Origin of the sequence: Sporolactobacillus pectinivorans (assembly GCF_002802965.1) — a bacterium.
In the GTDB taxonomy this organism is placed as follows: domain Bacteria; phylum Bacillota; class Bacilli; order Bacillales; family Sporolactobacillaceae; genus Sporolactobacillus; species Sporolactobacillus pectinivorans.
Genome location: NZ_NXGA01000001.1, coordinates 3,849,545 through 3,871,697 on the forward strand (window position 1 = coordinate 3,849,545; position 22,153 = coordinate 3,871,697).

The following is a 22,153-nucleotide window of genomic DNA, read 5'->3' on the forward strand; positions in this document are numbered from 1 at the left end:
CCCTTATTTAACTCGTATTTTTTGTTTCAGATAAATGGTGTACTTGCTGTTCAGATGGTTCCAAGACTTGATCTGACTGATTGACACGCCATAATGAGCGGCCAATCTTCCTACTGTATCGCCATCTGTGACAATATGATAAACGGCAGGTGCCGATTTAGGTGCGGGTTTGCTAACCTGCTGTGACAAGTAGGCGGCTGCCACATAAACCTGGCTGTTATTGCTCTTAAGCGCCGCCCATCCGCCTGATATGGAGATCACCCGTACCTTGTCCCCATGGTTAAGTGTTCCAATGGCTGCACCATTCGGTGACTTTCTGATATTAAGCCTGTCCGTCGTAACAAAATACGAGGTTGTCTTGACAGCGGCAGTGACTGGGGCGCGAGCGCCCACAGCGGTGGCTTCCAGCGGATTGAGCAACAAGCTGTTAAAGTCGGCACCGGAAACATTCTCATCCACATCCCCCGCGATGCCTGGCACACGGGCGTCTGAACAATGTTGCCATGCGGCGTAGGTCGTCACAAGCGGTTTATAAGCATATTGCGCATACCATAGCGGGATACCCGGATGATGGCCACGGAGATTGTCCAAGTAGAAATAGCCCATTGAGTACAATCCAACCTTCTTGCCACTAAGTTGCTTCAGCTCTGTGAAGAACGTGAACATGCTGGTGACAAGTTGGCCGCCTGCATGGTTGACTTCCAAGTCCAGCATGAGTGCTAAATCCAGCGGTTGTCCCTTGACGATAGACCAAAAATACCGTGCTTCTTTCTGTGCGGATGCCGGGTCAAAAAAATTTGCAAAATGGTAACCCCCGATTTTCAAGCCTGCTTTATGTGCGCCCGAAACGTTGCGTTTAAACGTTGGATCGGCGTATGAGGCACCCTGAGATGCCTTTATAAAGGCGAAAGAATAGCCCGCAGCAGCTACTCTTTCCCAGTCTACAGTGCCCTGCCAGTTCGAAACATCAATTCCTTTCAATAATTTCACCTCTCATTTTCTAAAATGCTGGATTTCCCGGATCTCAAAATACAGTGGTGACGAATACCAGGATCCTTAGAAACAAAATGTGAGAACTAAGGCAATAGCAAACGTAACAGCCTGGTATCCCAGCTTTTTAAGCATGATGATCATCTCTTTCAAATGAGCTGTACAAAAAGCGCAGCAAGATAGGCAACACCACAAGCCAGTTCGCCGACAATACCATGAATGGAGGCGGTCAAATCTGAACGGGCTGTACACATTAAAGGAGATCCAGAAGGCAATCAGGATAAAAAAATGATGACAAAAGAAGAATTTGTCATCCAGTGAGCTAATTTCTTAATGCTTTTGTTATACAAAATGGATCACCCGCCAAAATGGGCCAGTACGAATGAGACAACAGCGCCGATCATTCCGCCCAACAAAATGGTTAAAACCGCACCCCACGGAGGCAAACTTTGGAGCGCTTTTCCAGACATTTTAATGATCAATTCTCGCAAATCGCTGAAATGAGCTTCGTTGTCATGCTTGATATCACTCATGTCATCCTTAATTCCAGATATATCGTCCCTTAAATTAGCGACATCGCGCGACAACTGGCCATAATTTTGTTCTAGCGTGCCGACTTTCGTTTTTAGGATTGCAACATCTGTTATCATGTCAGTTTCCACATCATTCATCTCCTATTAACCAGCTGTAGATCCAACAAGTGCCTGTACCGCAGGCCCGATCAGTGCCACAATGGCACTCACTTGTCCGGCTGTTGCTGTAAACTGATCGAGCGTGATGTGTACTGATCCGTTGACATTGTCGCCCGTGGTCGAGTCTGTACCGCTGTAATAGAGAATGACCCCGGTGTAGTTTCCACTGCCATCTTTGACAAAACCTGCGTTGTTAAGTGTGTAGTTCATGGTGATTCCTCCTAAAATTTTGTATTAAAAAAGCACCTTATTTGGCACTCTTCTTGGCTCCTGCTTTTTCAAATTGGTCACACAGATAATCGTAGGTGTCAGCTTCCTGACCTGTTAATTCCTTATCGCATTCATCAAGTATTTTTTTCACTGTCAGCATAACAACCTGATTATCTCCACCGTCAATGACTCGTTCTTCCTCATACAGTTCTTTTCGGGCTGCCATAAAGTGGTCTAAATTCTTAATATCTAGCAGTTCCTGACCAGCCTTCCTATACGTCTTCGGTTCGCCGTCTTCACCAAGATTGCATTCCTCCTTCCGCATGTCCTGCTCATCTTTCGCAAAATCGTCTAGCTTCGCTTGCAGCAACCGGATAAACTTTGTCCGATGTCTGGACTGCTGACCCCTCAGAGAGAGTGAGTATAATAGATTGATAGATAGTACGAGTTTCTGATTTTCGATTCTAATTTCCATTATGATGCAGCTCCTTTTAATTGTACGATTTCTGCTTTTAATTGCTTAATCTCATCATCATGCCGCTTTGTTATAGGGATGAGTAGTGTCCAGAGTCGACTGTACTCGATACCCTCTATCTCTCGATTACCATTGTTATCTGCTGCTCCGTAGGTTACATACTCAGATAATCCTGTTTTTATTAAGTCCTCAGCAATTAATCCGTAATAACGCTGCAAATAGCCGGAACTCATGATGCTTTCATCACGACCGCTTTCTATATACGCTGCAAAGGCTTCGTCTTGTGCCTTATCATGCCAACTAGCGGGTCTCAAGCCGAGGATCTGATCCGCATAATCATCCGTAATGTTATATTCAATGTTTTCCTTATATTTTGTAGCCGACGTACTACGACGAAAATATCCGTTACCATCTATAGTCATATTTGCTGCTCCTGAAGTAGACTGATTATAGGTTCCCATGTTATAGATAGCGTTTGAATCTATATACAAGTTTTGAGATCCACTTCCGGAATGAAGCCATAGAGCAGCCACATCATCTGATATTGAGTTGCCGCCATCCATATAGACATTCCCACTCTTTATTTGCCCGGCGTTATACACTTTCCAGCCTTCCATATTTAGGTTCCCGAAGATGTTAGTTTCCCCAGCCACGGTCTGTATCGCTGTACCTGATCCTGCTAATAGATTAACTGCTCCTTTTCCAATAATGTTTAGATTCTGACCATCATTGCAATAAATATGGTTATTCATAGTTCCGGTGGCATCAAAGCTTATACTACGGGTATTCATATATAAGTCCGTGTTAAAGGCGGCTTGAATAACTCGGCTTCCTATAGCGCCAGTTTGGGTCGCCTCAAACACATTGTAGTAGGTTGTACTCGTCGCCGTATCCCTAATGATAATCTTAAAGTCTCCACGTCCTGCCGCAAAAGCGGTACCGTCCGTATTCGCTTGAAAAGAGCTGGGGAAATAGTTACCATCTGCATAGCCAATCGAAACATAGTTATTTCCTGATTGCGTTGTAAAGCTAATCCCATTATTTGTACCATCATACGTTGCTACTAGTGCCCCAATGTTTGATCCGTCTGCCCCGTAGAATGAAAGCTGTCCAGCTTTCATTTCTATTTTCTGGTCTTGGCTATTCATCGTGACGATATCTGCTCCGTTGATGGTCACACCATTGATTATCCCAGCGTTGACTGTGCCGAGATTCGCACTGATAGCTGCTAGGCTAGTCACCGCCAATTTATCTGCTGTGACCGTTCCTGCACCGATTCGTGCGGCATTTAATATACCGGTATTAATCGTACCTGCATCTACGGACGCAATCATTGCACTCGTAATCACGGCGTTGTCAATCGTCGTCTGCCCGGTGATATGCACCTTATTCCCGGAAATCAGGATAGATTCTGTGGACAAATTGATCTGGTTGACCACATCATTCTTCTGCACCCGCAGATTTATGGCATTGGATAACTGGGTGATCTGTGACTGGTTCGCCATGTCGGCAGGAGCCGGAGACCAATCTGTAGCCTTGTTGCCTGATTCCAGTTTAATTGGGGCAATATCTATATCAGTTATTGCCCCTAATGTCAACCTGATTTTGAATCCACCGTCTATTGGAGAGGTGGTAACAGTCGCAACATGCCAGTTTCCATCTGCAATCATCGTACTATTACTTTTGATAATCGTATTATTCGCTAAGTTTGTTAGACATGGAAAACCGTTTCCTACACTCGTAGATGATCCAGGCACTAATTTATAAGGCAGCGAAACGGTGTATTGCGTCCCATTTTGGAGACCGGTTATACTTCTTAGCAAGCCTTGATCTGTGCCAGAACCCACGCTATTTATGTGCCATGTAGATTGATTATTATAAAAGGCCGAGTTTTCCGTAACCGTGATCGTGTTCGTGGTACTTCCCGAAAACTCAGTAACCGCCCAATTAGCTGAACTGTAATCAGTCGAATTACTCAATAGGTTTGTCCCGCCCACTTGTACATTATTAACTGCTGTCGTAATCTGACTGGTCAGACTGTTTGATGTCTGGCTCAATGCGCTTTGTGTGGCATACGTATTAGATGCATCTGTTTGTGTCAAAAGCGTGGCAATCGTGTTCGCCGTCTGTGCCATGTAACTGTTATAAGTGCTGGTATCAACTTTATTAGCAACCTGTGTGCTGATGCCGTTAACGGTCTGATTCAGCGTACTAAACTGCGTCGCTGTAGCCATATCAGCCGGAGCCGGGCTCCAGCCAGTGGGTTTGTTTCCCGATTCCAGTTTAATTTGTGATACCCAAACCTGAGCTGTGCCCGCAACGTTTTTAAAATCCATCATTAAGGATCCAAAGTAGGCAACGGTTGAAACTGTACTGAATGAAAAGACTATTTTGTTCCATTGTCCCGGTACAAGCTGACCGTTAACAATATCCGTTTCAGGTGCAGCCACAACATAATTACTGCTGTTATACTCAAAAATATAGATACGTAGATTTTTATCAGACGGAATGTCCATAACCGAACTAATGTAGACATATAAAGAAAGCGTATAGGTTGACGACGGGTTGAGCAAAGGTGCAGAAAGGCTATGAACTCCATCGTAACCCGAAGCTGTCGTTGATATTTTTAAAGAGTTATTTCCGTTATAAAGATTAGTAGAGTCGATGACGTATTGACCTGAACCCGTTTTTGCCCATTGTGAGAGATCAGAAAAAGCAGTACCTAACACTAAGTTCGTCCCGCCGACCTGCACTGCAGCAACGGCTCCATTAACATCAGACATCCACACCTTACTATATATGGACTGCTGAGCGCCGTTTGCCGTGCTGGTTGCTGAGTTGGCCGTACTTATTGCCTGCTGGGCTTGCGTGACTGCGCTGCCCGCTGTCGCCACGGCACTGTTTGCCTGGGTAATGGCATTTGCGGCATCCGATGAAGCCTGCTGTGCCGCCGTAGTCGCATTATCCGCCGCCTGCTGGGCTGAGGTAGCGGCGTTCATTGCATTGTTCGTATCGTTGGACAAGATAAGATTCCATGCAACCCCATCAAATCGATACATATCTGTATATTGTCCATTAACAATCTTGTACCAGATGTCACCTGAGATAAGACTTCCCGTTGGCTGAGTCGCAGAGTAATAGGTTTTATTCTTTCCGTTCGCCTGTGTTAGAGCATATCCCGATGTTTTGACTGCTTGATTAGCGGCTGCAGACAGGCCCTGTAAGGATGTCTGCATGCCAGCTATATCAGTAGCAAGGTTTGTTTTAAATTGTCCCAGCTGCATGCTAATGTATCGTTCAAGCAAAGTATCATAAACGGTCTGTATAACCTCAGCCTTTTCGTCAATACCTAAATTCTTAAATCGAACGGTGACCAAGTCGCACAGATTGACCTTTTCAAGCGGCGCGATACTCTTATATTCTTCCGTTTGCCACAAGCTAATAAAGCTGACCGTAAAATTTACGGTAGGCTGCCCGATATTATTATCTGTGATGTATTTTTGCGCTGCTGACCTCAAAGAAGCGACGTCTGTCACAGTAGTGGAACTTAGATCGACAGGGAGACAGCGATTAAAAGCATAGTTGCTGACATACTGGCTATTAATGTTCTTTTCAGGTAATTCCAGAATTATATCGTTCCCGTTAGCATCCTGAATAGTCGCATAGGGATAAATCGACGTATAAGTCTGGTCAATTAGTTCCTCCTGAGTCAGGTCAGTTAGATTTTTACCGTAGGCAATAACGACCCCTGTATCTGTACCACGGTTTTGGGAATGATGAATAACAAAGTTGTCCCACATGAACTCACCTTGCCAGTTCTCAACCAGACTACCATCACCATTTGTTCCCTCTAGGGCATCACCGGCAGACATATGGGACAATGTGGATGTTGCGTTCGTCGTTACATCACTGACACCAGTAAAAGAGTGTGGAAAAACGGTATTTTGCAGAATAGCATCCAGCATAGACTGACCGTTTCCGTTTACGCTTATCTTGCCGATCGGATTGTATTTCAGCATATAACTGATATGCTCGGCCTTATAATCAACCACGCCATTAATCGGTTTTGATATATCGTAAATACGAAACAGCTGCGGATCCATATTGGCGTTATCGTTGGCTTTAGCCTTAACGATGGAGTCTTTCTGAATCAAATTAAATAACGGACTGCTGACCGGATAAGTAAATTCCAGTTCAAACAATCCGTTTCGCTCCTCTGTCACTTGTGCAGATATCGTATCCGTTAATGTTCCTATACCATGATGATTAAAGTTTGTCTCGTTTGACGAGTATAGAATCGGTATCATAATGCCCACCACCTTGGCACGATGTCAACCTGTGTTACAGTTCCGTCCCAACTGATATTGTTGACCCCTGGTTCAAGCACCGGACAATCTGAAAAAAGTTGATTGTTCAACAACTGCGTGCCCTTATAAGCAGATTGTAAATTCGTGTCCAGCTCGATATACTGGCTGACTGATGTTAAAACCACATCCTGATCGTTAATATGCAGCGTGATATTGCCAGTACCCGTAATTTTGATATAAGGGTTGGATGCCCACACTTCCGGATTTGTTATCGTCCCCGGAGCAGTCAAAGTTTGTGTGTTGTCGCCATCTACCCGATATTTAAAAGCCTTGCAGGAAAAAATAATGTTTGCTTTTCCAAAGTATTTGATGACTTCCTGAAGATCGAGCGCGCTATTGCAAAAAGCCATATGGTAATAGTCTGGATCAATGTCAGTCCATAATTTTTGATAACTAAACACGGATTGCAGCCAATTTTTAATAAGACCTGCCTGTTGCGTTAGATCAAGGCCATTTTTCGGGAAAACAGAGCAGTTAAACGAAAAGTTGACGTTTTCGAAACGTTTATTATCAATGACCAAATCCCCAGTTCGTCCCGGAACAGCCTGGAACGTCACATCACGCGAAGGTGAAGGAATCGTCAAGGGCATTGCAACCTTTAATCCGTAGTCAAGCGATGAACCATTATTAAAAGTGAAGTATCCGCTTGTCATGATTTCAGCCCCTTCTTTCTGCGCGTGTAGAAGCTCAGTTCTTCACCGAGTTGCTGCGGACCTTTGCCTGTGTTGTCATAATAATTGTCAATATGCAACGTCACACCACCATCGTTTTGCGTGATGTTTTGCGAATTTCCAGCCAATCCCCCATATCCTGAAATAGAAGGAATGACAATCTGTGGTTGATTAAGATGGGACAGCAATCCATTGACGTTTGGTGTGCCATTGGCATAGCCGACATATCTTCCACCATGAGACGTGGAAACTATCCCGGGAACATTCATAATATTACCGTAGCGTTTGCGGATATAATTGTAGGATGCAATGATGCTGTCGATTGGATTGAGAATATTCTTAAATCCTGGCATCACATTCGCGGAAAAAGTGGATCCAATCATCTGCATCAATCCCATAGATGGATGACCAGCCTTTGCATTAGAGTCCCAATGGTTTACTGAATTTGGATTGCCTCCGGATTCATGCATCGCTATAGAAGCGAGACCTGATGCCCACGACGCTGGAATACGTGCGATGGACATTGCTTCTCCAATCCAGTTTTTAAGCGTTCCAGACACTTTACCTGGAATTTCCAGAAGTCCGCCAATCCAATTCGACATATTTCTTTTCGCCCAATTGACTGCCAACGATCCTGTCTTATCGAGCATACTCCAGGCCACATTGCCAAATTGACCGGGAACAGCATTTGCCATTTTACCTAAACCGAGTGCATTTAATGAGTTATTGATGAATTTGCTTGGGCCCTGTAAGAGCCAATTAAGAACATTGGATAATATTCCTCCCGCGTAGTGAGGAACCATGCCAAACAGTTCTCTCGTAGCTGTCGCTGAGAGTACCGATGTTCCTGCAGGCAAGTCCACTATGGTTGGTTGAGCAGGAGAAAACGTTAATTGCCCACTGGGCAGGAAAATCGCTTCAGGTCCTGCGTTGGATCCGACACCATCTCCAACTAGTGCACGGCCACCCGGATGTCCTCCTATGCCATGCGCATAAGCCATGCCATGCGTATTTGTGGAATGGCTATATGCAACAGGTGAACTTCCTTTACCCGTAAAGAAATTGACAATACTTTGCCACCATCCCTTAATCGTGTTCACCATATCGTTCCAAGGCGATAGTACATTTCCAGTTTCCCAGTCAACCTGATCGGCGTGTCCTTTTGCCTGCTGCTTTGCGTAATAAACAGTCATATCACGCATATTCTGCGCTTTACTTACCACTTGATCGTGCTGCTGTTTTGCACGACCAATTACTCCATCTCGTTCCTGTGTAGCCGTAGTTATAATATCGTCATACTGTTTTCGCGAAATTGAATGATTGACGTAATATTGCTGATCAGCCCAGTTTTTCACGCCATTGAATTTTTGGTTTGCACTTTTTATAACTTGCTTGTACTCATTATTGGCGGCAGAAATAGCGCCTTGTTCCTGTTTATTGGCATTGCGTACAATCGATGCAGCTTGCTGTGCAGAAATACTCCCAGCGTGATCCTTGAGTTTGCCAAGTATAATTTCCTGCTGTTTTGAACTGTTAGACATGGACTGCACCGCGTAGCTATTCATTTTACCTTGCAATTTATTGATCTGTGACTGCTCACTTGCTGTGAGTGTACGATGATTTTTAGCTGCATTGTTATAAATTGATTCAATTTGGCTTTCAATTTTACGAACATTGCTTTCTTTCTGATTCGTACTAGTCGTTGTTTCTTTTAATATTGCATCGTATTCACTCTTGTTTGTTGTTTTCAAACCTGCAAGGGCTTTAGCAGCACCTGATTTCGTCCGGTTAAAATGACCGATAATATCATCAGCCATTTGTTGATAGGGTTTAACTAATGAACCAACATTCTGTTTAGAAACTTTCTGGCCCGTTACAACTATATTTTCAAGCTGACGCTGTGCCGTGTCCGAAAATCCAACATATTGGTTAAGTGCCGACTGAGTATTTTTGCCGACACTTTTCCCCCAATTAATTGACGTATTGATTATTGGTTTTCCGATTTCTTCTACATTTTTCTGTATCCATGATCCGAATGCTTTCCCAAATGCAGAACCGGCGAATGATCCTGCAGCGGCACCAATTGCTCCTCCGATCGGTGTTCCTAGACCGAGTGTGAATGGATCGGCTAAAGTTCCAATGGCCGCACCTGTAGCAGCTCCTCCCCATGTTCCACCGAGTGACCCGATGGTATCTCCAACATGAGATCCGATCGTTTTTTTCGTCATGCCCATTAGACCTGATAAAGAAGAAATTACATCTAATACGGCTGACCCCGCCTCAGCTGCTTTTCCAACCTTTCCTAACGTACCAAGAATTCGTCCGCTTCCGCTTAAATCTTTGGCAATCGTTCCACCGTCTTTCACGACCGTCTCGCTGTCTTTGGCAACTGTTTCACCTGCTCCAACCGCTCCCTTGTTTTTTCCAACAGTTCCTCCTCCAATACCTGAACCGCCTGATCCAATCTCTGCTTCAGCTGATGCCAAGTCTTTGGCACTAGCAGTTGTACGTGAGAAATGTGTTCTGAGTTGTTTTAAGCTGTTCATAACCGTATCAAAGGCACTTATGATCGAGGCAACATTCTTTAGAGCAGCTACTGCTCCATCGAGGCCACTTTTCAGCGTCAATATAACACCTGTCACTCCTGTGTTGGCAAAGACGCTCTTCATATGATCATAAGCGTCACTGGTTTTCTGTGCGGCAAGCCGAAGGTCCTGCAGCTGCGCAGACGCTTCATCTTTAGCTTTGACAGTTATCGTCTTTTCCCTGGGAATTTTATTTATGTTATCTCTAATTTGTTCCATGCTGCCACGTGTTTTATCAACTACTTCGACAATCTGTTTAATTGGAGAAGAGACAGCCTTTTTTATCTCATCATGAGTTTGCTTGACATCATTAACCATTTTGTCGGTGTTTTTGGCAAATGATTTATACATCGTGTCACCCGCGGTAGCACCCATCGCTTTTAAAATAGCTTCAATTTTTGATGTATCAGATTTAATTTTTTTGTCATCCAGCGTTACTTCAATAACTGCCGACCCATTGCTCATCATTTATCCTCCCTTCCTTGCCATGTTTACAAGCGTGTCAAACATGTGGTCCATTCGTGTTTCCTGCTCCTGCCTGTTCTGTTCGCTATCCAGTGCATAAGCACTTTTGAGCTGTAATATACGCTCTCGTTCCGCCTTCTCATACTCACTGCTGCCGTTTGGTACATCTGTCGCACGAATTCCAATGATCTGGTTAATCTTCGTGTTATCACGCAGACCCTTGAATAGGGCGATAAACTTCTCCCATCGCATCACACCCTGTTGGTCAATGAGATCAATGCCGTATTCCTGTAAAAAGGACGCGTAAATATATTCTGCATCCTTCGAAAAACTGTAATATTGTGTTTGATCGGATGTCTCCTGGCCGTCATTGGGTTCTCCGGCAATATACTTAGAGATTGCCTGAATCGCCTTGATCTGTGTGTCCACGTCCACTTCACATTCCGGGATGAACATCTCAAAGGCGAGCAATATTTTCCCCATTTCATTTATACTGTCATCGTCAATTAATTCATACCAGCGCAGGACATTATCAAAACTTAGATCAAGAAAATAATCCCGTCCATTTATCCTGATTTTGTCATCAAGCGGTTGCTTTAGACTCAGCACAGCGCATCACCGTTTGTTCCTGTGGTAATGGATATATTTACTTTTAATGGCTTTTAAGCGTTCTTTACGTTCACTGTCACGTTTGAGAGACAGTGCCGTTGCTAGTTCCTCCGTTTTGTCGCGAAGATATTCTGTAGATTTGCCACACTTTTCATAGATTTTCTGGCCTTCACCTTTGCCAAAAATAAGATCAAGAAACTGAATACTCCCGTCACGCTGAGTTTCAATCAGATCAATGCTCTTTTTTGCAAGAACATCACCGGTTGCCTTTTCATCAGCGGCTAGGTCGTCATATTCCTTTATCACTTTCTCTAATTTTTTGCCGATCTTTTCAAACGCTGCAGCATATTGCTTCTGCTTTTCATCGGAAAAATCAATATTGTAGTGCGTACCTCCAAATATGACTTCTTCCAACTGTTTGTTTTGTTCTATGTCAATATTTATCATCATCATCTCTCCTTTCGGTTATGTACCGGGGCCGGAGCCCCGTAAATCAGCCTGCCGGTGGCGTAGTAACAGCCGGAAGGCCGTTGAAGTTCGCCGTGAAGCTGAAAGTCTGCTTTGCATTTGCCGCACCGCCACTTGCTGTAATGGCTGTCAGAGAAACCTGAGCAATAATGACGGTACCGTCTGTTTTAGTCCATCTGAGTAGCGTTTTGGCTTCGTCACCCAATGCAAACTCTTTACTGACAATGAAATCCTGTGCCGGATCTCCTTCGACACGGTTACCAGCGAACGCCAGTGAAAAGTTAATCCCGGTACGATCAGTCTGAGAAAAACCTTGTCCGTCATAATATGGTGTATTGTCGGTTGTATCACCAGGTGCCGGGGTCACGGTCTGAATACCTTTGGCAATCGTGACAAAGGTAGCACCCGTTGTCACCGTCGGATCCAACGTTCCGGCTGTGTCAATTTCAAATTTGTTTTTAAAGTTCAGATTAAAAGCTACCAAACTCATTCATCTCCTTAGTAAAGTAGTAATTCTGCTTGATGCATGGACGTATAAACGTAACCGTAATCGTCCTTTAACAAAAAGTTGGGACTGGTTACCTGTCCATTGACAAAATAAAAAGAGCCATTTTGGCTCTTAATATCATCTGGATTTAACCCATCGACATACCAGCCAATCGACAACAATGCATTCAGTGCTGTCAACTGGTCTGTATGCCGGCATGTTACTTGAAAAGCAAACGTTTTGTCCCACTGCCCATCATAGTTACGAAAAGCCTGACCCATTGGTATCAACGTAAAGGAGATACCATTTTGCGGCGTTCCATTCGATGACGGCGGTATGAGAGGAAAACTTATATAAGTAAATAAGTTACAGTTTGCCTCAACGGCTGCGATCATCTGATCCTGAAAGTCAAGTTCAGTTCCTGCCAAGGTATCCCATCACCACCTTTTGTACCACGTCAGGTCATTGTGCCTAAATTCTGTTTTTACCGTATCAAACCAAAGCGCGTGGCCTCTTTGTTCTCATTGGTTTGAAATCATATTCCGGATAATAGATGACCGGCTACCAGTTGTGTAATGTTGAGCGATACAATCATCGGCAGCTCTCCGTCCGGATCTTGCGGCATGACTGTAAACTACACGTCCATTCCGATGGATATTCACTGCCATCCCTGATCAGTATGTAGTCGCCAAACAGATCAGGGATATTATCAGCGGGTGCCGCAATTATCTCCTGCTGATGAAATTAAATAGCGTTAGATTACTTCCCTTCGTTTATGACATGGAATCTAATGGTTCTGGGTCTTCAAAAAAGAATTACAGGCCCAACTGGTTTGGAAAAATTGTCCATGTGAATCCTCCTTTTTTAGTCATAAAAAATAAGCCTTTTAACGCCATGCTGAGGGCAAAATATAAAGACTCACAGATTCTTATTAAGCTCAAGTTTTTTAACCTGTTTCTAAACGTCATCTGGAGAAAATTAAATAAAGGGTATCATCCACTACGGGACACTTTTATAAAAGTGTCCCGTATCCTGATCTTTGCCAAGGGACCTTCTCAACTCCCCGCCCTCTTTTCATGATACTATAATACAATAAAATTGCGGGTCAAATGCACAAGCTTTGCACACGATTCATAGCCAGCCAATTTTATCAGCAACTATAAGCACGAAATCTTTCCGGTATTTAGTAGCCGTATTCCGGTGCATATTACATCTGTCAGCTATACTGTCCCAAGTTAGATTTAAATTGCTCCAATAACGCAGCTTAATGATTTTCCGATGATCTTCCGTTACCTGGCTGTATGCAGTCTCGATCGCCTGAACTATTTCTTCAAGATTTCTCAACTTTCTGTTTGTTGCCAGTCTTGTCGCAATCAGTTCTGTTGGTCGTCCAGGATAGTTACTTCGCCCGCCACCCACATTTTCATCATCGTTGTTTACTCCAAATATAACCTCTTCGCGCAACTTCCGAATCTCTTTCTTGGTATCATTAAAGGCATACAGTTCCGCTTCTATATGTTTAAACGTTGCCGATCTTAATTTCTCACTTACTGGCATTCGTTTCGCCTCCATCTATCTGTAAGCCATCCATTCTTCTTCACGCATCTCTGGAACGGGCAGAGTCCTTCTTTATCCAACCAGATGCAACCTTTGCATCCATATTCCGGATCCTTAGTCTTCACCACGCCCACACTCCTTCCAACAAACAAATAAATAAATCATACAGACACTAGCGCTTGGTTAAACACACCCATCAATTGAAACGCGTATTTCAATATTCCGATTTCTTTTGCTTTGCCATGCCCACGTTAAACAGGCTTTTTGACTCATTGATCTGTCCCTTTCATACACATCTTCCACTCATAAAATGTATTAACACATGATGAGGAGGTGTTCGATGATGTGTTCTGATGGTGGATACAGCGGCGGGTATGGCAGCGGCAGCGGATTTGCGCTGATTGTCGTTCTGTTTATTCTTTTGATTATCGTTGGCGTTTCCTTTGTAAGATGGTAGACAACCAGATCCGTCAAAACTAACAAAAGGACATTGCCAGCCAAGAGCACCTGCACCCGGGTGCCCTTTTGGCATTCAATCAAATTTCTTCCAGCCGCTTAGCTTTCCTCCTAGATATTGCCCATATAAGCTTCCAGCCATTGCGCTCTCTCTTCAGTCGTCATTCCCTCCGGAAAGGCTGAATCATCCTCATGCTCGCTTTTTTCTCCCTGCTGTTTGTTTTTCATCCATGCGGGTTCCGGCTCATGATGAACATGGGCAGAACCACTCTGATCGCTTTGCCGCTTCTTTGAATCCATGAACTTTTTCTGTTCCGCATTTGCCTGGGCAACGTTTTTAATACCTTTTTTGATCCAGCTATTCAAAATGGACCGGGCATAGGGATACTGTTTGCCATTTTGAGACGCCTTCTCAAATGCCAGACAGACAAGACTTTCAGATAGTCCATCGTTATCGATGTAATCTGTGATTTCGTCCAACAAAAGCGGCGTTGGCTGGCGTCCGAAGCAGATCATGTAAGAATCAAAAAAGTTTGACTTGGAAGCAGCAGTATTATTGCCTGTTTTGTTTCGTCCACTGCTAACTAATGTGGCCGGGTTGCCGGCATGACTGTCTGCACAGTTGTCGGCGCGATTGCCACCATCAGGTGCAAACAAAGTGTTTTTTACCCATTTACCCGCACGATTGTATGCATCAGGTGCAGACAAATCTGCCAATTTATAAACTGCGGCTTGATTCCCCCGCCGTGACCGAAACTCAATAAATCCGTTCTGCTTTAATTCATTTCTTGCTTTGAAGATGGTACGTTCCGCAAGACCCGTCTTAACACATAACACCGATACAGCTACCGGAAATTCTCTCCGCCATGCAGCTTTATTGTTTATATGCATCAGGGCATGCCATAAAGTAATTGCCGATGTGCTCAGTGAATTCGTCTCGAGCCGATCATAAAATGCGTTAATCTGAGTGATATAGTTCACAAATCATCACCTCACAAGCTGCGGGACTGTCAGAGTCCTGCCGCAGCCGAAAATATGAAACACGGCCTGCCCATGCTAGCTGATCATTACAAGCATTACTCCATGCCAGTGCATCATCCAAGCCGGCCGGGCTTGTTCCATCATCAACTCCTGTTAATCGGGCTTTTGTCATTTCAAGCCCCCTCGATAAACTGATCTTCATTCTCATGGGCAGAACATTACCTGACACCAAAGCCGACAGCCTGTAAATTAATTGCGTGCCAAGTTGTGGTTCACGTCCTGTTTCTCTCCACAGTTAAAATTATTGGCAGATTACAGAAACGTGAATGAGCAGATTTAAGCTCTTCTGAATACTTCACCAATGCATTCTTTATTGCACGTTACAAATTCAATAAAGCCATCTCTGGGACATCTGCTCTGAACCCGGGTCATGTGATTACCTTCTTTCAACATTTTTTAAGCAAATCGTTTTGGCTTATATGCTTCAACACATCGGATAGCATCCTGGAGTTCCCGGCGCAAGATGTCTTTGTAGCTGGCGACGGCGAACCTTTTCTTCAGTTCCCGGTAAATTTCCTGAAACAGCTTGCGCTGCTCGCCCTTATCAACTTCGAGCGCATAGACACGGTGGGCCACAGCCTTCTGCAACCGGCGCTGTTCACCATGATCAAGGGTGATCTGGGATTCCACTTTTTCATCCAGTTCTATGATTTTTTGTGCCTGCTGCTGAGTGACTCTCTTCAATTTCTCCGTATTCTCAGCCGCCACTGCCATCAGACTCATACAAGCGATCAACGATTGTCTTTCGTCCATCGTTTTCATGGCCGTTTTTTTTAAAATCGGCAGCACTTCGTGATTGACCCAGTACTGAAAAGGTTTTGTCTCCGGTTTTCGGAAATCATTAAGGAGATGATAAAGCCCCGGCTCACTGATGAAGTTGGTTTCGCCTGACTGGCTGACTAGATTGAATCCAGTCATTTCATATTTATCTAACCCTTTCATAGCGTCCGACGTATTCTGTATTTTAAGTGCGTCGCAAACATTCTGAGCTTTGAACCAAATTTCACCGGCCTTGTCGATGACTGAAACTGCTAAACCTTTAAAATCGAAATGCTGCAGTTGCTCCATTTTCCTTCTCACTCCCTTATGTTGGATTGGTATTCCTCCCCTGGCCGAGAAGTCGGAACCAAAAGAAATAGATCCACATCAATTTGCTCCCACTGTTCTAGTCTCCATTCCTCCGAATGGTGCCTTCCAAAATCCGGGCATTTCATTGTAAAATCATACAGATCTGAATCGCTCTTACCTGATACTTGTTTCGATTTTTTCTTAGTCTGTTTTTGGCTGCTTATGATACCTCTCATCTTTTTGTACACAGTTTGTGACATTACTGTTCAAAAAAAATTGTCCAATCAAAGTTCAGAACTTGAGCAATTTTTTTCGCAATATCAACAGATGTGTTTCTTTCACCGGTTTCGATCATGGCATATGTTGTTCTTGCTATATTAGCTTTCTCAGCAACATTAGCCTGTGTCATGTTTCGTCGTTTCCTGACAGCAATTAACCAATCCCTCGTTTATATCATCCCCTTTTGATGACGCGTATTGTGTAACCGATTTATGTTTAAGATTATATGTCACGTTATGTGTCTAGTCAAGTATAAACTTGCAATGATTACTCTTTTCGTGTAAATAATAATATGTCACATATTGTGGAGCTATAATTATATTAATAAATTAGAGGACTGATATGATGCTATTAAAAGATAGACTCAGCCTTTTACGAACCCAGAAAAAAATGACACAGGAAGATCTAGCAAACAAGATTGGAATTGCCAGAACCACTTATGCAATGTATGAACAGGGTAATAGAAACCCTGATTATGATACATTGCAAAAATTAGCCGATGTGTTTGGCGTGACCAGGGCTTATCTGTTAGGAGATACCGACATTCCAAACTCCAATGAAAGCGTTGATGAAGAAATTCAAAAGTTAATGGAAGATCCAGACTTCACTGCAGCGTTTAAGGACATGCCGGGTAATCCTGAGGAAGCAAAAAAAGACTTGATTGGTTTTATGAAGTTTTGGAAAGAGCAGGACGAAAGAAAAAACAAAAAATGATTTTTTTACTTTCAGCTGTATACTTTTAGCATCATTCCCAGTGATATAATAACTTAATGATGTTTAAGGACCTAATGGTGATTTCTCAATCAACTTAACAAGTACATGTTAACTAATCTTTTTTCACTATCGGAGAGAAGACGGAATTCCACTACTTTAAATGCATATATCTCCTCTCCCCTATTAATTTAGTATTTTGCCGGAAAGGGCGAAAATAATTTATGGGGGAAACCATTATGAAAAAGTTTCTAAAGGTCATTACAGCTGTTGTTCTGTCATTAAGTATCCTGTCAGGCATTTCATTCACACCTCATGGAATCGCCCAAACTCAGAACACAGCTTATGCTAAGATAACTCCGCTTAGAGTGACAAGTACACATCTAACTGTACGGCGCGGTCAGTATGCTTATTTCACAGTAGAAGGGAAAAGAAGTTCAGAAGGCTACGCGACCGTTTACTATAAAGTCCGGTAAGAGCAGATCACAAACATTGGGCTATAAAAAGTCAAATAGTAAAGGCTATGCAACTTGGCGTTGGAAGGTTGGGACTCGTACCACTCCGGGCACATGGAAGGTATATGTGAACCTGGGCGGCCAAACTGACTATCTTTACTTGCATGTCGGATAAATAGACAAGCCCCCTTTACGGGCTTTTCTTTTGGTTTTATAATCGAACATATATTCCTGTATAGAGGTGATCCTATTGTACTTGCACCAAACAAAATTAGAAGACTATATCAAATATCTTTACGATTCGATAAATATATCAAATCCGGATGAGCTGGCTATGGACGAAATTGCTCAGAAACTGCATATTGAAGTCCTGCACTCCAGTTTCTGCAATAAGTCCGTTCGTTCAAACGGCCGGGTGGTCATCAATCTGAATACAAAACTGATCAGCCCTGAAGACCAATGGGAAACGTTCGGGCATGAGTTGTTCCACGCCTTGAAAGATGCCGGCAACCAGATCTACTTTCCGGTACCTCTCCGAGAGTTGCGCGAGAATAAAGCCAGAAATTTTGCCCTGCATTTCTGCATCCCAACCTTCATGCTGGATCAACTGCACTGGCCGGAAAGCGATGCCTCTCCTTTTGTGGCCGGAAAGTTCCATGTCAACCCGGCTTTTGTTGATCAGCGACTGGAACAATATCGGCATCGGATTCTGCAAAATCAGGCGGATGAATATGAGGCCATCATCTGTGAACCGGCGCCCCCCAGATACAACCTTTCGGAACAATCGCCTGAAACACAGCGCATCATGAAGCAATTAAAAACACAACTGACAGAGAAGGGCGAAAAATTTGAGATCAAGAATTTATTATGATACTGATCATGAAGGCCATCTGTTTCCGCTTTGGTATGCGATAGAAGGCACAATTGATTGGAATGACAGCAAACTTTTCTTTTTTGTCGGCGCACCATTTGAGCGAATCGGCAGCATTGATTTTGACGATGGACGCATCGGGTGCTCTGTACACGCCGGGGAGATGATGATCAATAAAGAAATGCCGGAACAAATAGGCATCAATCTGAAAGCAGTCAAATGCCGCATCAGCCAGTTTATTGAACCAGAAAAGATTGAAAGGCTGATCTTTCAAATATCCGACATAGAAGAAATTTTGCAAATCGGAAAAGAACGATTTGTTTGGATCTAGACGTTTCCTACTCTGTTGTCCTACCAAGAGTTTTTATTTTGCATCATTATCTATACGTTGCGTTAAATCACGGATGAAAAGTCTTTTGTCCCGCACATTAGTCAGGAAAAGTCCGGTTTTTCACTTTCTGAAGCATACGCATAACTCTCTTGTCGCGGCGAATGACAACCTGATCCGGATTATGGAACGGCTCGGACATGATGCAACCACAAAAAGGTTTTATCTCAATGCGGCAAAAGCACAAAAAAGAGGCTTCTCAGAAGTTTAGAACCTCACGAGAAACCTCAATTCTTAAATTATGGCACATATTCAACACATAATTCTTCAAATGTGTTCTGAATCCCTTGCTACACAAGAGGTCCAGGACTTTTTACATCATGCCGCCCATTCCGGGTGCGCCTGCAGGCATTGCAGGTTCCGGATGTTCTTCAGGCTTGTCAGCGACAACAGCTTCTGTTGTCAGCAGCATAGCCGAAACAGATGCGGCATTCTGCAGAGCGGAACGTGTTACTTTTGTAGGGTCAACAATACCTGCTGCAATCATATCTACCCATTCGTCCTTGGCTGCGTCATAGCCAATGCCGGCTTTCTGGCCTTTCAGTTTTTCAACGATGACGGAACCCTCGAGTCCTGCGTTCTCGCCGATCTGGCGAACTGGTTCTTCCAGTGCGCGGATAACAATGTTTACGCCGGTCTTTTCATCACCTTCAGCTTCAACAGCAGCAACATCCTTGATGACGTTGGCCAATGCGGTGCCGCCGCCGGCAACAATGCCTTCCTGAACAGCCGCGCGGGTTGAGTTCAGGGCGTCTTCGATACGAAGCTTGCGTTCCTTCAGTTCCGTTTCGGTAGCTGCGCCGACCTTGATAACGGCTACACCGCCGGACAGTTTTGCCAGGCGTTCCTGAAGTTTTTCCTTGTCAAAATCAGATGTGGTTTCCTCAAGCTGAGCTTTGATCTGGTTGACACGTCCGGCGATCTTGTCGGATTCACCAGCGCCTTCGACAACCGTTGTATTGTCTTTCGTCACGATGACTTTGCCGGCAGTTCCCAGCTGATCAACGGTCGTTTCTTTCAGTTCAAGGCCAAGATCGCTCGTGATGACCTGTCCGCCGGTCAGAACAGCGATGTCTTCCAGCATTGCTTTCCTACGATCGCCGAAACCAGGTGCCTTGACTGCGACGACATTGAATGTACCGCGCAGTTTATTAAGAACGAGAGTAGCCAGTGCTTCGCCTTCAACATCTTCAGCGATAATCAGCATCGGTTTGCCTTGCTGAACAACTTTTTCAAGTACAGGCAGGATTTCCTGGATATTGGAAATCTTCTTGTCAGTAATCAGGATGTATGGATTTTCCAGTACGGCTTCCATCTTATCCTGATCCGTAACCATGTAAGCTGAAGCATAGCCGCGGTCAAACTGCATACCTTCAACGACATCCAGTTCGGTTGCAAAACCCTTGGATTCTTCAATCGTTACAACACCGTCGTTGCCGACCTTTTCCATCGCTTCAGCAATCAGTCCGCCAACTTTTTCATCAGCGGAAGAAATCGATGCAACCTGTGCAATGGATGCTTTGCCTTCGATTGGTTTGGAGATTTTCTTCAGACCGTCAACTGCCGCCTGTGTTGCTTTTTCAATGCCGCGGCGAATGCCCATCGGGTTAGCCCCGGAAGCGACATTCTTCAGTCCCTCACGAATCATAGCCTGAGCAAGCACGGTTGCAGTTGTCGTTCCATCACCGGCAACATCGTTTGTCTTGCTGGCAACTTCGGAAACAAGACGAGCACCCATGTTTTCAAATTTATCTTCAAGTTCAATCTCTTTAGCGATAGTAACACCGTCATTTGTAATCAGCGGTGATCCGTATTTTTTATCCAGTACCACGTTGCGGCCTTTTGGTCCGAGTGTTACCTTCACTGCATCTGCCAGAATATCAACACCGCGCAACATGGAGCGGCGTGCTTCTTCGCCAAACTTAATATCTTTTGCCATCTTGGAAAGTCCCTCCTAAATTTTTTTGCCCGGTCTAAGTTTAAGTCAGTCAATAACAGCCAGAATATCGTCCTGACGAACAACAAGGAAAGTCTTGCCGTCATACTTGACTTCTGTGCCTGCGTATTTTGAATAAATGACTTTTTCTCCTTCTTTTACATCAAGAGCAATACGCTCGCCCTTATCGGAAACCTTGCCGGCACCGACTGCGACGATACGTCCTTCCTGCGGCTTTTCCTTGGCCGAGTCAGGCAGCACGATACCACTTGCTGTTTTTTCTTCTTTTTCCTGTGGTTCGATAACGATCCGATCACCCAATGGCTTTAACATTAAAAATACCCTCCTTAAAAACGTTAAGTTAAGTACTTTGTTAGCACTCACTTCGCCTGAGTGCTAATCCATTTAATATGATAATCAATTCCCTTTGGATTTGCAAGTTTTTCCCGAAATATTTACGAAATATCATTACTGTTTTACAAATATGGAAAACAGGCAGCATTTCTTTGCTCTTAAGCCGGTTATGATAAAATAGTAGTGACCCTTCAGGCCCTTTCTTAGCGCATTTATCAATGGCTGCCTATTCCATTTGAATATGAGGTGTTCTTTTTGGTTAAAAGATATACTGCAATCGTCGTTATTTATTTGCTGTGCTATCTCTCTCCGAAAATACCGGGTTTCATGTCCCTGGCCGATTTGTTTCCGAATCAAAGCCAGGGTTACGGCGATATTTACACAGCTGTTTTTTTTGTGACCCTGCTCTTCGTTTCACTCCTGCTTATTCCAGAGCGAAATCTGCGGATCGAAGAGAAGAAAGCCCCTCTGGGCATGTCCGTCCTTTGGGCTGTTGGCGGCGTGTTTGCTCTGTTTATCCTGCAAATTCTCGCAACGCTGATTGAGTTCTCAATTTTCGGCCAAGTATCCGCGTCCACACATACCAAGCAGATAGAAACGCTGACTAAGTATTCCCCCTTTTTCATTTTAACGGTCAGTATTATCGGACCGATACTTGAGGAAATTGTTTTCCGGAAAATTTTCTTCGGAAGCCTGAGAAAAAAAATCGGTTTCTGGCTTGCAGCTATTATCAGTTCGTTGGTCTTCGCGCTCATGCATCAGGACATCCAGCATTTACTCGTCTATTTCATGATCGGTGTATTTCTCTGTTTCACTTATCAGATGACGCGGAGAATCGCCGTCAATATGTTCATGCACGCAACGATGAATGCCGTTGTTGTCCTGTTCAGTTATTATGGTTCCGCTACAGGATTAATTTATCTGCTTAGTCGCTGAATAATCAAACATGCAACCTTGACATAAAGGGCCGGGGGAGTTCATCCCCTGGCCCTTTTTCTTGTACATTTATACAACCATT

At 44.0% G+C, this 22,153-nt stretch carries 24 protein-coding genes; 7 read left to right on the plus strand and 17 right to left on the minus strand.

Annotated elements, in window-relative coordinates; translation table 11 throughout:
* Positions 1-3: 3 nt before the first annotated feature.
* The 12 genes from COP04_RS18815 to COP04_RS18875 form a co-directional block, all read right to left on the minus strand.
* Complete coding sequence (locus COP04_RS18815; protein WP_162297129.1) at positions 4-981, minus strand: GH25 family lysozyme; 978 nt, start codon at positions 979-981, stop codon at positions 4-6.
* 365 nt (positions 982-1,346) lie between these two features.
* On the minus strand, positions 1,347-1,652 hold the full coding sequence (locus COP04_RS18820) for a hypothetical protein (protein WP_100489418.1): 306 nt from the start codon (positions 1,650-1,652) through the stop codon (positions 1,347-1,349).
* A 15-nt stretch (positions 1,653-1,667) separates the two neighbouring features.
* The gene (locus tag COP04_RS18825) at positions 1,668-1,892 is read right to left on the minus strand and encodes a hypothetical protein (RefSeq protein WP_100489419.1); all 225 of its coding nucleotides are present in this window, start codon (positions 1,890-1,892) and stop codon (positions 1,668-1,670) included.
* A 37-nt stretch (positions 1,893-1,929) separates the two neighbouring features.
* Positions 1,930-2,367 carry a DUF1617 family protein gene (locus tag COP04_RS18830; protein WP_100489420.1) on the minus strand — a complete coding sequence of 146 codons (438 nt, stop codon included), beginning with the start codon at positions 2,365-2,367 and terminating at the stop codon, positions 1,930-1,932.
* The gene (locus tag COP04_RS18835; protein WP_100489421.1) at positions 2,367-6,674 is read right to left on the minus strand and encodes a phage tail spike protein; all 4,308 of its coding nucleotides are present in this window, start codon (positions 6,672-6,674) and stop codon (positions 2,367-2,369) included. The genes COP04_RS18830 and COP04_RS18835 overlap by 1 nt, the downstream gene beginning before the upstream one ends.
* Positions 6,671-7,387: a hypothetical protein gene (locus tag COP04_RS18840; protein WP_100489422.1), complete on the minus strand. Its 717-nt coding sequence runs from the start codon at positions 7,385-7,387 to the stop codon at positions 6,671-6,673. Before COP04_RS18840 ends, COP04_RS18835 begins: the two co-directional genes overlap by 4 nt.
* Entirely contained in the window at positions 7,384-10,341 is a 2,958-nt protein-coding gene (locus COP04_RS18845; protein WP_157800388.1) for a lytic transglycosylase domain-containing protein, read from the minus strand. Before COP04_RS18845 ends, COP04_RS18840 begins: the two co-directional genes overlap by 4 nt.
* A 117-nt stretch (positions 10,342-10,458) precedes the next feature.
* The gene (locus COP04_RS18850) at positions 10,459-11,064 is read right to left on the minus strand and encodes a Gp15 family bacteriophage protein (protein ID WP_100489424.1); all 606 of its coding nucleotides are present in this window, start codon (positions 11,062-11,064) and stop codon (positions 10,459-10,461) included.
* 6 nt (positions 11,065-11,070) lie between these two features.
* On the minus strand, positions 11,071-11,511 hold the full coding sequence (locus COP04_RS18855) for a hypothetical protein (protein WP_100489425.1): 441 nt from the start codon (positions 11,509-11,511) through the stop codon (positions 11,071-11,073).
* A gap of 46 nt (positions 11,512-11,557) precedes the next feature.
* On the minus strand, positions 11,558-12,016 hold the full coding sequence (locus COP04_RS18860) for a phage tail tube protein (protein ID WP_204988058.1): 459 nt from the start codon (positions 12,014-12,016) through the stop codon (positions 11,558-11,560).
* A 14-nt stretch (positions 12,017-12,030) separates the two neighbouring features.
* Positions 12,031-12,447 carry a hypothetical protein gene (locus COP04_RS18865; protein ID WP_100489427.1) on the minus strand — a complete coding sequence of 139 codons (417 nt, stop codon included), beginning with the start codon at positions 12,445-12,447 and terminating at the stop codon, positions 12,031-12,033.
* Between the two features lie 703 nt (positions 12,448-13,150).
* A complete protein-coding gene (locus COP04_RS18875; protein ID WP_100489429.1) occupies positions 13,151-13,576 on the minus strand; it encodes a transcriptional regulator in 426 nt (141 codons plus the stop codon).
* 343 nt (positions 13,577-13,919) lie between these two features.
* On the opposite strand from COP04_RS18875, the gene COP04_RS18880 reads away from it, so the two are divergent.
* Positions 13,920-14,033 (plus strand): YjcZ family sporulation protein, encoded by a 114-nt coding sequence (locus COP04_RS18880; RefSeq protein WP_100489430.1) that lies wholly within the window; start codon positions 13,920-13,922, stop codon positions 14,031-14,033.
* 110 nt (positions 14,034-14,143) lie between these two features.
* Here the strand turns inward: COP04_RS18880 and COP04_RS18885 are convergent, their stop codons facing one another.
* From COP04_RS18885 to COP04_RS18900, 3 genes are all read right to left on the minus strand, one after another.
* Positions 14,144-15,013, minus strand: a complete 870-nt coding sequence (locus COP04_RS18885) for a DnaD domain protein (RefSeq protein ID WP_100489431.1) — start codon at positions 15,011-15,013, stop codon at positions 14,144-14,146.
* A 456-nt stretch (positions 15,014-15,469) separates the two neighbouring features.
* The gene (locus tag COP04_RS18895) at positions 15,470-16,141 is read right to left on the minus strand and encodes a BRO family protein (protein WP_100489433.1); all 672 of its coding nucleotides are present in this window, start codon (positions 16,139-16,141) and stop codon (positions 15,470-15,472) included.
* A gap of 259 nt (positions 16,142-16,400) precedes the next feature.
* Positions 16,401-16,574, minus strand: a complete 174-nt coding sequence (locus COP04_RS18900; RefSeq protein ID WP_275656890.1) for a helix-turn-helix transcriptional regulator — start codon at positions 16,572-16,574, stop codon at positions 16,401-16,403.
* A gap of 191 nt (positions 16,575-16,765) precedes the next feature.
* Here COP04_RS18900 and COP04_RS18905 point away from each other — a divergent pair, with 191 nt between their 5' ends.
* The 5 genes from COP04_RS18905 to COP04_RS18925 all read left to right on the plus strand — a co-directional run bounded on the left by COP04_RS18905 (position 16,766) and on the right by COP04_RS18925 (position 19,056).
* Positions 16,766-17,134, plus strand: coding sequence for a helix-turn-helix domain-containing protein (locus COP04_RS18905; RefSeq protein ID WP_100489435.1), 369 nt, complete (start codon positions 16,766-16,768; stop codon positions 17,132-17,134).
* 236 nt (positions 17,135-17,370) lie between these two features.
* Positions 17,371-17,607, plus strand: a complete 237-nt coding sequence (locus tag COP04_RS18910) for a hypothetical protein (RefSeq protein ID WP_100489436.1) — start codon at positions 17,371-17,373, stop codon at positions 17,605-17,607.
* A gap of 229 nt (positions 17,608-17,836) precedes the next feature.
* Positions 17,837-18,457, plus strand: a complete 621-nt coding sequence (locus COP04_RS18915) for an ImmA/IrrE family metallo-endopeptidase (protein ID WP_100489437.1) — start codon at positions 17,837-17,839, stop codon at positions 18,455-18,457.
* A complete protein-coding gene (locus COP04_RS18920; protein WP_100489438.1) occupies positions 18,435-18,788 on the plus strand; it encodes a hypothetical protein in 354 nt (117 codons plus the stop codon). Before COP04_RS18915 ends, COP04_RS18920 begins: the two co-directional genes overlap by 23 nt.
* A gap of 85 nt (positions 18,789-18,873) precedes the next feature.
* Positions 18,874-19,056 (plus strand): hypothetical protein, encoded by a 183-nt coding sequence (locus COP04_RS18925; protein WP_100489439.1) that lies wholly within the window; start codon positions 18,874-18,876, stop codon positions 19,054-19,056.
* Positions 19,057-19,158: 102 nt separating this feature from the next.
* Here the strand turns inward: COP04_RS18925 and groL are convergent, their stop codons facing one another.
* Complete coding sequence (gene groL / locus COP04_RS18930; protein ID WP_100489440.1) at positions 19,159-20,784, minus strand: chaperonin GroEL; 1,626 nt, start codon at positions 20,782-20,784, stop codon at positions 19,159-19,161.
* Positions 20,785-20,829: 45 nt separating this feature from the next.
* Positions 20,830-21,114: a co-chaperone GroES gene (groES, locus tag COP04_RS18935; protein WP_100489441.1), complete on the minus strand. Its 285-nt coding sequence runs from the start codon at positions 21,112-21,114 to the stop codon at positions 20,830-20,832.
* 276 nt (positions 21,115-21,390) lie between these two features.
* Here groES and COP04_RS18940 point away from each other — a divergent pair, with 276 nt between their 5' ends.
* Positions 21,391-22,071 (plus strand): CPBP family intramembrane glutamic endopeptidase, encoded by a 681-nt coding sequence (locus tag COP04_RS18940; RefSeq protein ID WP_100489442.1) that lies wholly within the window; start codon positions 21,391-21,393, stop codon positions 22,069-22,071.
* Positions 22,072-22,153: the final 82 nt, after the last annotated feature.

Bases quoted from the DNA above. Each gene is read 5' to 3' on its own strand.
- COP04_RS18825 (WP_100489419.1), bottom strand. From the start codon at position 1,892: ATGAACTACACACTTAACAACGCAGGTTTTGTCAAAGATGGCAGTGGA.
- COP04_RS18830 (WP_100489420.1), bottom strand. From the start codon at position 2,367: ATGGAAATTAGAATCGAAAATCAGAAACTCGTACTATCTATCAATCTA.
- COP04_RS18835 (WP_100489421.1), bottom strand. From the start codon at position 6,674: ATGATACCGATTCTATACTCGTCAAACGAGACAAACTTTAATCATCAT.
- COP04_RS18840 (WP_100489422.1), bottom strand. From the start codon at position 7,387: ATGACAAGCGGATACTTCACTTTTAATAATGGTTCATCGCTTGACTAC.
- COP04_RS18845 (WP_157800388.1), bottom strand. From the start codon at position 10,341: ATGTATAAATCATTTGCCAAAAACACCGACAAAATGGTTAATGATGTC.
- COP04_RS18855 (WP_100489425.1), bottom strand. From the start codon at position 11,511: ATGATAAATATTGACATAGAACAAAACAAACAGTTGGAAGAAGTCATA.
- COP04_RS18875 (WP_100489429.1), bottom strand. From the start codon at position 13,576: ATGCCAGTAAGTGAGAAATTAAGATCGGCAACGTTTAAACATATAGAA.
- COP04_RS18880 (WP_100489430.1), top strand. From the start codon at position 13,920: ATGTGTTCTGATGGTGGATACAGCGGCGGGTATGGCAGCGGCAGCGGA.
- COP04_RS18895 (WP_100489433.1), bottom strand. From the start codon at position 16,141: ATGGAGCAACTGCAGCATTTCGATTTTAAAGGTTTAGCAGTTTCAGTC.
- COP04_RS18905 (WP_100489435.1), top strand. From the start codon at position 16,766: ATGCTATTAAAAGATAGACTCAGCCTTTTACGAACCCAGAAAAAAATG.
- COP04_RS18910 (WP_100489436.1), top strand. From the start codon at position 17,371: ATGAAAAAGTTTCTAAAGGTCATTACAGCTGTTGTTCTGTCATTAAGT.
- groL (WP_100489440.1), bottom strand. From the start codon at position 20,784: ATGGCAAAAGATATTAAGTTTGGCGAAGAAGCACGCCGCTCCATGTTG.
- groES (WP_100489441.1), bottom strand. From the start codon at position 21,114: ATGTTAAAGCCATTGGGTGATCGGATCGTTATCGAACCACAGGAAAAA.